Source organism: Tateyamaria pelophila (assembly GCF_019966495.1).
Lineage (GTDB): Bacteria > Pseudomonadota > Alphaproteobacteria > Rhodobacterales > Rhodobacteraceae > Tateyamaria > Tateyamaria pelophila.
On the sequence record NZ_JAIMIA010000153.1, the window covers coordinates 1 to 9,115 of the forward strand.

General features: G+C 60.3%; 7 protein-coding genes. 2 read left to right on the top strand and 5 right to left on the bottom strand.

Features of this window, described 5'->3' with window-relative positions:
• Window positions 1–35: 35 nt before the first annotated feature.
• The 3 genes from LC354_RS24510 to purB form a co-directional block, all read right to left on the bottom strand.
• The gene (locus LC354_RS24510) at window positions 36–731 is read right to left on the bottom strand and encodes a phosphotransferase (RefSeq protein ID WP_223428598.1); all 696 of its coding nucleotides are present in this window, start codon (window positions 729–731) and stop codon (window positions 36–38) included.
• The gene (locus LC354_RS24515; protein ID WP_223428599.1) at window positions 728–4,168 is read right to left on the bottom strand and encodes a pyruvate carboxylase; all 3,441 of its coding nucleotides are present in this window, start codon (window positions 4,166–4,168) and stop codon (window positions 728–730) included. The genes LC354_RS24510 and LC354_RS24515 overlap by 4 nt, the downstream gene beginning before the upstream one ends.
• Window positions 4,169–4,462: 294 nt before the next feature.
• Entirely contained in the window at window positions 4,463–5,767 is a 1,305-nt protein-coding gene (purB, locus tag LC354_RS24520; protein ID WP_223428600.1) for an adenylosuccinate lyase, read from the bottom strand.
• A 181-nt stretch (window positions 5,768–5,948) separates the two neighbouring features.
• On the opposite strand from purB, the gene LC354_RS24525 reads away from it, so the two are divergent.
• Window positions 5,949–6,401, top strand: coding sequence for a DUF6314 family protein (locus tag LC354_RS24525; protein ID WP_223428601.1), 453 nt, complete (start codon window positions 5,949–5,951; stop codon window positions 6,399–6,401).
• Here the strand turns inward: LC354_RS24525 and LC354_RS24530 are convergent.
• Entirely contained in the window at window positions 6,379–6,636 is a 258-nt protein-coding gene (locus LC354_RS24530; RefSeq protein ID WP_223428602.1) for a DUF6455 family protein, read from the bottom strand. The genes LC354_RS24525 and LC354_RS24530 overlap by 23 nt on opposite strands.
• A 148-nt stretch (window positions 6,637–6,784) precedes the next feature.
• Here LC354_RS24530 and LC354_RS24535 point away from each other — a divergent pair, with 148 nt between their 5' ends.
• Entirely contained in the window at window positions 6,785–7,384 is a 600-nt protein-coding gene (locus LC354_RS24535) for a biotin transporter BioY (protein WP_223428603.1), read from the top strand.
• Window positions 7,385–7,522: 138 nt separating this feature from the next.
• Here LC354_RS24535 and LC354_RS24540 read toward each other — a convergent pair whose 3' ends face one another.
• Window positions 7,523–8,758, bottom strand: coding sequence for a bifunctional alpha/beta hydrolase/OsmC family protein (locus LC354_RS24540; RefSeq protein ID WP_223428604.1), 1,236 nt, complete (start codon window positions 8,756–8,758; stop codon window positions 7,523–7,525).
• Between the last annotated feature and the right edge of the window lie 357 nt (window positions 8,759–9,115).

Sequence of the window (9,115 nt, forward strand, 5' to 3'; positions counted from 1 at the left end):
CGGACACATGACCGCAACCCGCGATGATCACGACGTCAAAAAAACCTTGCTAAACAGGAACCGTCCACACATGGCAATGACGATGCTAACGCGCGCGCATGCTCTGGTTCGATCTGCCAGCAACAGGCAATTTCCCAAGCCAGACGCGCAGGCTCGGTGACGTCGCCCAGATCAAATATGGACGCGTCCCTGCGAGCTTCGTCCCAGTCGATGAGAGTCACGGCACCATGCACATCGCGCAGGATATTTGAGGGGTTTAGATCGGCATGAACTGTCACTTGCTGCGTGGGCAGCTGTGACCATGCGTCTCGCAACCGCTGCACCAAATCCGTGGGCATCACGGACAGATCGATGTCTGCGCCCGACGTTCCCGTGAGCAAATCGGATGCGCTGGCAAAAACCGGACGTTGAGGCAACCGCGCGACGTGCAGGTGAAAGGCGGTGATTTGCGGGAAAATATCTGATGGTGATGTCTCGACACCGTCGCAAAAGGGCTCACAGGTCCAGCCCTGAACCTTGAGCGTTCCCTGCGCGCTACGGATCAACCGTGGAGAGTCTAGTCCGCACGTCGCCGCCACGTCCTGCACATCACCCAGCCATTGCAAGGCCGCCTCAGAGCGTCGGGACGTCTTGAGGACATAATTCCCGACGCGTAACACGCGGTTGCGATGGCCGCCGGGTAGGGGGCGCAGATCGCCCGACAGGCCCCATGCGCCCAGCGATGGCGTCATTCCAGTTCGACGAGCAAGTCCTTGGCGTCAATCTGGCCGCCGGGGCCGACATGGACGGCTTTGACCACCGCGTCGCGCTCTGCGTGAATTCCGGTTTCCATCTTCATCGCTTCGATAGTCAGCAAGAGATCGCCTTCTGACACCTCTTGACCCGCCTGCACGCCCACAGTGGCCACGACACCGGGCATGGGCGCGCCCACGTGATTGGGATTGCCGATTTCGGCCTTGGGCCTTTGCACGGTGGTGGACTTTACCAAGCGGTTCGGCACCCGGATAACGCGGGGCTGGCCGTTCAATTCAAAGAAAACCTTGGCCTCGCCGTCTTCGTTGGTTTCCCCGACGGCTTGCAAACGAATTTCCAGCGTCTTGCCGGGATCGATCTCGGCGGTGATTTCTTCGCCCGATTCCATGCCGTAAAAGAACGTCTTGGTCGGGAGCACCCGCACGGGGCCATAGGTGCGGTGGCGCCCCATGTAATCGAGGAACACCTTGGGATACATCAGGTATCCGCACAGATCCTCGTCATCGACCTCGCGTCCTTCCATCTGCTTGGAAATGTCGGCCCGTGTGGCTTCGAGGTCCACCGGCGGCACATTTGCGCCGGGGCGTGTGGTGTTCGGGGCCTTGCCCTTCAGCGCCTTGGTCTGGATGCCGATGGGGAACCCGCCGGGAGGTTGGCCGAGATTGCCACGCATCATGTCGATCACGGAATCCGGGAAAGACACGTCCTTGTTGGGATCCTCGACCTCGGCGCGGGTCAGGTTCTGGCTGACCATCATGAGTGCCATATCGCCCACCACTTTGGAGGATGGCGTCACCTTGACGATATCGCCAAACATCTGGTTCACATCCGCATAGGTATGGGCCACCTCGTGCCAACGTTCCTCCAGGCCCATCGAGCGGGCCTGTGCCTTGAGGTTGGTGAACTGACCGCCGGGCATTTCGTGCAGATACACTTCGGAGCTTGGGGCCTGCATACCGCTTTCAAACGCGGCGTATTGCCCGCGCACCGCTTCCCAATAGTCCGAGATATCGCGGATCGCATTGATATCGAGCCCGGTATCACGGTCCGAGTTGTGCAGGGACTCGACGACCGAGCCAAGCGTGGCCTGTGACGTATTGCCCGACAGCGCGTCCATCGCGCAATCAACGGCATCGACGCCTGCTTCGGCGGCAGCGAGGATCGTGGCGCAGGCGATGCCGGCTGTGTCATGGGTGTGGAAGTGGATCGGCAGCCCCACCTCTTGCTTCAAGGCGCGCACCAGAATGCTGGCGGCTGCCGGTTTCAACAGTCCCGCCATATCCTTGAGGCCCAGGACATGCGCCCCCGCGTCCTTGAGCTGATTGCCCATATCCACATAGTATTTCAGGTCATATTTCGCCCGATCCGGGTCCATGATATCGCCGGTATAGCACACGGTGCCTTCGCAGATCTTGTTCTGCTCCTGGACGGCGTCCATGGCGACGCGCATGTTTTCCACCCAGTTGAGGCTGTCGAACACGCGGAAGACATCGATGCCGGTATTGGCGGCTACGCGCACGAATTCCTGCACCACGTTGTCGGGATAGTTGGTGTAGCCAACGCCGTTGGCCCCGCGCAGCAGCATTTGCGTCATCAGGTTGGGCATACGCTCGCGCAGGTCGCGCAGACGCTGCCAGGGGCATTCCTGCAAGAACCTGTACGCCACGTCGAAGGTCGCGCCGCCCCAGCATTCGACGCTGAACAGCTGCGGCAGGTTGGCAGCATAGGCGGGGGCAACTTTGATCATGTCATGGCTGCGCATCCGCGTGGCCAGCAGGGACTGGTGTCCGTCGCGCATGGTGGTGTCGGTAATCAGCAACTGTTGCTGCGCCTTCATCCAGTCCGCAACGGCCTGCGGCCCCTTTTGCTCCAGCAGGTTGCGAGTGCCCATTTGCGCATCGGAATTGAGGGCCGGGGGTTTGGGAATTTTCAGATCGACGCGCGGGCGCGGGCGGTCCTTGACCTCCGGGTGCCCGTTCACGGTGATGTCCGCGATATAGGTCAGCACCTTGGTGCCCCGGTCGCGGCGTTTGGTAAACTGGAAGAGCGCGGGCGTCTCATCGATGAATTTCGTGGTGTATTCGTTGCTGAGGAACGTCGGGTGCTTGAGCAGGTTTTCAACAAAGGCGATATTGGTTGACACACCCCGGATGCGGAATTCGCGCAAGGCCCGGTCCATCCGGGCGATTGCCATTTCCGGTGTCGGTGCCTTGGCTGTGACCTTGGTGAGCAGGCTGTCGTAGTAGCGCGTGATCACGCCGCCCGCATAGGCCGTGCCACCATCCAGACGGATGCCCATGCCGGTGGCCTCGCGGTATGCGGTGATGCGGCCATAGTCGGGGATGAAGTTGTTCTGCGGGTCTTCGGTGGTGATCCGGGTTTGCAGGGCGTGGCCGGTCAACACCACATCGGCCTGGGTCGGTTTTCCGGTTGCTTCCTGGATGGTCTTGCCTTCGGCGATCAGGATCTGCGCCTGAACGATGTCGATGCCGGTGACTTCTTCGGTGACGGTATGTTCGACCTGAACGCGGGGGTTTACCTCGATGAAATAGAATTTCTCATCATCCATATCCATCAGGAATTCGACGGTGCCTGCACATTCATAGTTCACGTGTTTGCAGATCTTGTAGCCCAACTCGCAAATCTCGGCGCGTTGCTTGTCGGTCAGGTAGGGCGCTGGCGCACGCTCGACCACTTTCTGGTTGCGTCGCTGGACCGAGCAATCGCGCTCGTACAGATGGTACATGCCGCCGTGCTTGTCGCCCAGGATCTGTACCTCGACGTGGCGGGCGCGCAGGATCATCTTTTCAAGATAGCCTTCGCCGTTGCCAAAAGCGGATTCGGCCTCGCGGCGGCCCTCGAGCACTTTTTCCTCGACCTCCGATTCCGACATGATCGGCCGCATTCCGCGACCGCCACCGCCCCACGACGCCTTGAGCATCAGCGGGTATCCGACAGCCTTCGCTTCGGCCTTGATCGCAGCCATGTCGTCGCCCAGCACTTCGGTGGCCGGGATGACAGGCACGCCAGCTTCGACCGCGACGCGCCGGGCACTGGCCTTGTCGCCAAGGGCGCGCATTGTTTCGGCGCGTGGGCCGATAAAGGTGATCCCGTTCTTTTCGCAAGCATCCACGAAGTCGGGGTTCTCCGACAGCAGGCCATAGCCGGGGTGGATGGCATCCGCGCCGCTTTCGCGGGCCACGCGGATCATCTCGTCGATGCTGAGATAGGCGGCGACGGGGCCGAGGTCTTCGCCGATGCGGTATGCCTCATCCGCCTTGAACCGATGCAGTCCCAACTTGTCTTCTTCGGCAAAGACGGCAACCGTCTTTTTGCCCATCTCGTTGGCGGCTCGCATGATGCGGATGGCAATCTCTCCGCGGTTGGCAATCAGGATCTTTTTGAAATCGGGCATGCGAGTGGTCCCCCAGGGCCAAATTGTGCAGTTGCAGCATTGTTATGACGTTTACGTGACGCAAACAACTCGAAGTTCTGGGGTGCCGCGCCGAAAGCCGTGCGGCGGTGCCGATACGGTGCGTTGGGGTGGCGGATGGCGCACCATGGGTGCGCCTTACGGGGGGGTGGCGAGCGCCCGGAAATGACTACCTCGCCTCACGCAAGCGGTTAATACTGTTAGAGGAAGGCTGTTGAGTTCCCCGTAAGGCGGAGGCATCCTCCGCCCTGAACACCTGTGTTCAGGGCGGGCGTTTTAGTCGCCAAACACGCGCCGGAATATCGTATCCACATGTTTGGTGTGGTAGCCGAGGTCGAACTTCTCCTCGATCTCTTCGGCGCTCAGCGCCGCCAGTACATCCGCATCCGCCAGAAGTTCGGTTTTGAAATCCTTGCCTTCCTCCCAGACCTTCATCGCGTTGCGTTGGACCAGTTTGTAGGCATCTTCGCGGCTCACGCCAGCTTGGGTCAGGGCCAGCAGAACGCGCTGGCTCATCACCAGACCACGAAACTTGTTCATATTTGCGAGCATGTTGTCGGGATAGATGACCAGCTTGTCGATCACGGAGGTCAGGCGCGCCAACGCGAAATCCAGCGTGATCGTCGTGTCGGGGCCAATGTTGCGCTCGACCGAGGAATGCGAGATGTCGCGCTCGTGCCAAAGCGTCACGTTTTCCATGGCTGGGATGACGGCCATGCGCACCAATCGGGCCAACCCGGTCAGGTTTTCCGTCAGGACCGGATTGCGTTTGTGCGGCATGGCGCTCGAGCCCTTTTGACCGGCCGAGAAAAACTCTTCGGCCTCCAGCACTTCGGTGCGTTGCATGTGGCGGATCTCGGTCGAGATATTCTCGATCGAAGAGCCGATGACACCAAGCGTCGCAAAGAAGGCGGCATGCCGATCGCGCGGAATCACCTGGGTGCTGATCGGCTCGGGGACGAGGCCCATCTTGTCGCAGACATGTTCTTCGACCGCCGGATCGATATTGGCAAAGGTCCCCACTGCGCCGGAAATCGCGCCGGTCGAAATCTCTGCGCGGGCGTCTCGCATGCGCGACAGGTTGCGATCCATCTCGGCGTAAAACCGGGCAAATGTCAGGCCCATTGTGGTCGGCTCGGCGTGGATGCCATGGCTGCGCCCGATGCGGACGGTGTCCTTGTGCTCAAGCGCGCGCCGTTTCAGAGCGGCCAGCAAACCCTCGATATCGGCAATCAGGATGTCTGCGGCGCGTGTCAGCTGTACGTTGAAACAGGTGTCCAGAACATCTGAAGATGTCATGCCCTGATGGACAAAGCGCGCCTCGTCGCTGCCCACATGCTCGGCCAGATGGGTGAGAAAGGCGATGACGTCATGTTTGGTCACGGCTTCGATCTCGTCGATGCGCGCGACGTCGAATTCCACGTCCTTGGCCTTCCACACGGCATCGGCATTCGCGCGGGGAATCACGCCAATATCAGCCATCGCGTCACAGGCATGCGCCTCGATCTCGTACCAGATGCGAAACTTGGTGGCGGGTGCCCAGATGGCAACCATGTCGGGGCGGGAATAGCGTGGGATCATGGCGGGCACCTTTTTTGTGACTGTCGGAATTTTATCCGCGCTCTTAGACTGCACGAACCCCAGCGACAAGCCAAAGGCCCACAGATGAGACGCTTTGCCCTGATGATGCCCTTTTCGACGGCTGCTTGGCTGTGTTCGAGGGTGGGCTGTCAAGGCGACAGGCTGCGTTATGTGGGTGAGCATGAAGACCTCACCGGGCTCGACCATGCGGCCTGAAGTGGTGTCGGTGCGCCGCGTTCTGCGCGATTTCGAAGGCACATGGCAGATCGCCCGCGATATCCGCCCCGAGGTCGGCCCGCCTGCGCGGTTTGAAGGGCAGGGCGTCTGGACACCGCAGGCCAATGGCCTCGCCTATCTGGAGCGCGGTTTCCTCACGTTGGAGGGCGTTGCGCCGATGCAGGCAGAGCGCCGCTATTATTGGCAGCATGACCTGTCCGTCTTTTTCGAGGATGGCCGGTTTTTCCACCAAGTCCCCGCAGCGGGCGGACAGACAGAGCACTGGTGCGACCCGGATCAGTACAAGGTCACCTATGACTTCTCAGACTGGCCCGGTTTCGAGGTGTCATGGGACGTTCGGGGCCCGCGCAAGGCATATCGGATGAACAGCCGGTTCACACCTTTGGCAAGGCCATGAGGGCGTTGGTGTTGGGGCAGAATATCGGCGGCTTGTCTGAACGCATCCGGGTGGTTTGCAGTGCCGCGCGACCCGATTGATCCGAACAGTCGGCGCAACGCTTCACCACCTCGCGTAACCCGCGTGCATGAACGGGGCCGGGGCTTTGGGCAGGCCCCGGAGCGGCCCGACGCATGCGCGTGATCACGCCGTTTACAAGATCGGCACTTAAGGTGCGTTTGGATGAAAGGGACATGCCAGATCCTTCCAGATGCTGTTCACCGCGTTTCTCTGGCGATCACCGGGTCTTGGCGTTGATCTGCATCAGGCGGCTTTGCGCTTGCAGAAAGATTTAAGGATTGGCACAAACAAGGTACTTCTTTTGATCTGACAGGTGGGCCCTTATGGAAACGACATGGAATAACAAAGTACTGAGCGATGCACTTGGTGCGAATACCGGGCTGTCGCTGCGTGCGAAACAAGCCGCGTTGGTTGTCGCGGGCGTCGTGCTTCTCGCAATTGCAGCAAAAATCAAAGTGCCGATGTGGCCGGTTCCGATCACGATGGGAACGTTCGCGGTTCTGACCATCGGTGCAGCCTATGGCGCGCGCCTCGGCCTCGTGACGATCATGGCATACATGCTGGTCGGTGCGCTGGGTTTCGACGTTTTTGCAGGCTCCAGCGCCGAGGCGACCGGGCTGACCTACATGATGGGCGGCACGGGCGGATATCTGGTTGGCTACGTGCTTGCGACGGTCATGCTGGGCGTCTTGGCGCAACGTGGCTGGGACCGGTCAGTGCTTTGGATGGGACTGGCAATGCTGATCGGCAACGCGCTCATCTATTTGCCGGGGCTCGCGTGGTTGGGACAGCTGTATGGCTGGGATCAACCCATCCTTGCCTGGGGCCTGACACCCTTTCTGATTGGCGACGTGGTCAAACTCGCCCTGGCGGCACTGCTCTTGCCTGCGGTCTGGGCGCTGGTCGGCCGCGCGCGCCGCTGAGTAGAGTGTGATCCAATTGAGAGGCGCGGACCTGACGGCCCGCGCCTCATTCTATTCTGGGCACTTGTTGCACCCTGAGCCCGCAGGTGCAGCGGCTATGATGATCTGGCGCGGTAAATGCGCGACGGGTGCCGTGCCTTAATCTGCCGTCTGCGTGGGCTGCGTTTCCACCAATTCCGTGATCACGGTCGAAGAGCGTTCGAGTGTGCGGTGCACCGGGCACTTGTCGGCGATTTCCAACAAACGCTGACGTTGGTCCGCGTCCAGCGTCCCGCTCAGGGTTATTCTGCGCTTCCACTCATCGATCTTGTCGCCGATCCCGGTTTCCGCGTCCTGGGCGTGGACCTTGTTGTGGCTCACATCGACCGAGACATGGTCAAGCGGCCATGCCTTGCGGCGGGCATACATGCGGATCGTCATCGATGTGCAGGCCGCCAGCCCCGCGCTGAGCAATCCGTAGGGCGACAGGCCCTGATTGGTCCCGCCATAGGCACGTGGTTCATCCGCCAGAATGTGGTGCCGGGTGCCATGGGTGATATCCTGCAGAAAGCCGTTCGGGTCGGCCTCGGCGCTGCGCACGATTCCTTCGGGCGCGCCGATCGGTGGGGCGGGGGCTTTGAGGGAGAGGTATTTCCTGGCCCATGTCGCGATAATGTCGGCCGCATATTCTGCATGTTCGGCGCGGCTGACCAGATGGTCCGCGTCGTCGAGGGTGACGAAGCTCTTGGGATGTTTCGCGGCCAAAAATATCTCGCTGGCGTTGTTGATGCCGACAATCTCGTCACCGGGGGCGTGTAGCACCAGAAGGGCGGCTTTGAGATTGGCGATGGCCGGGGCCAGCGCCGTGCTGGACACATCTTCGACAAATTGCTGTCCGATGCGGAAGGGGCGACCGCCCAACGACACCTCCGCCGCGCCGTTTTTAGCGATTTCGGGCAGTGCATCTGCGAAATTGTGGGTCACGTGGCCGGGATCGAACGGCGCCCCGATGGTGGCCACGGCCTTGATCTGTGAAAGTTCTGCCGTTGCTTTCAGAACCGCTGCGCCGCCCAGCGAATGCCCGATCATCAGGCTCGGCTGAATTCCGCGATCATTGAGATATGCCACGGCCCCCTCAAGATCCTCAACGTTCGAACTGAAGGACGTGTTGGCAAATTCCCCGTCACTGTGTCCCAGGCCGGTGAAATCAAACCGTAGAACGGCGATGCCCATCGTGGTCAGACGTGCGGCGATACGCCGGGCGGCGGGGATATCCTTGCCGCAGGTGAAGCAGTGAGCAAAAACGGCTGTCGCGAGATGCGGTCCGTCGGGCAGGTCGAGACGCGCATCCAGAGTGGTTGCGTGGCCGGAGAATGTGACGCGTTCGGTGGGCATATGACTGCTCCTTTGATGGACCCTAGAATGGGGATGCAGGGGCGTGAAAGGAAGGGGGGTGTAATATGGCTCACGCGGAGGTGTTTTTGGCATGCGCGTGAATGCGCGCCAACCCAGATTTCGAGGCGCCATGGTCTTGCGAAGGATTGATTTTGCAGGCAAAAGCGCCAAAAAAATGGAACTTCTGCAATTAGATCATTTGTAGTGCGTGCATTCGTTGACTTTCCACCTAATGGATCGAAGCCACCGGCTTCTAGCCGGTCCGCTTCAGCGAATCTTTCTCTGATCTTCTCTCCTGAATTTTGAAACCCGCTGTGGCGGTATGGTTTCAAAATTCAGGAGAGAAGATCATGCGTT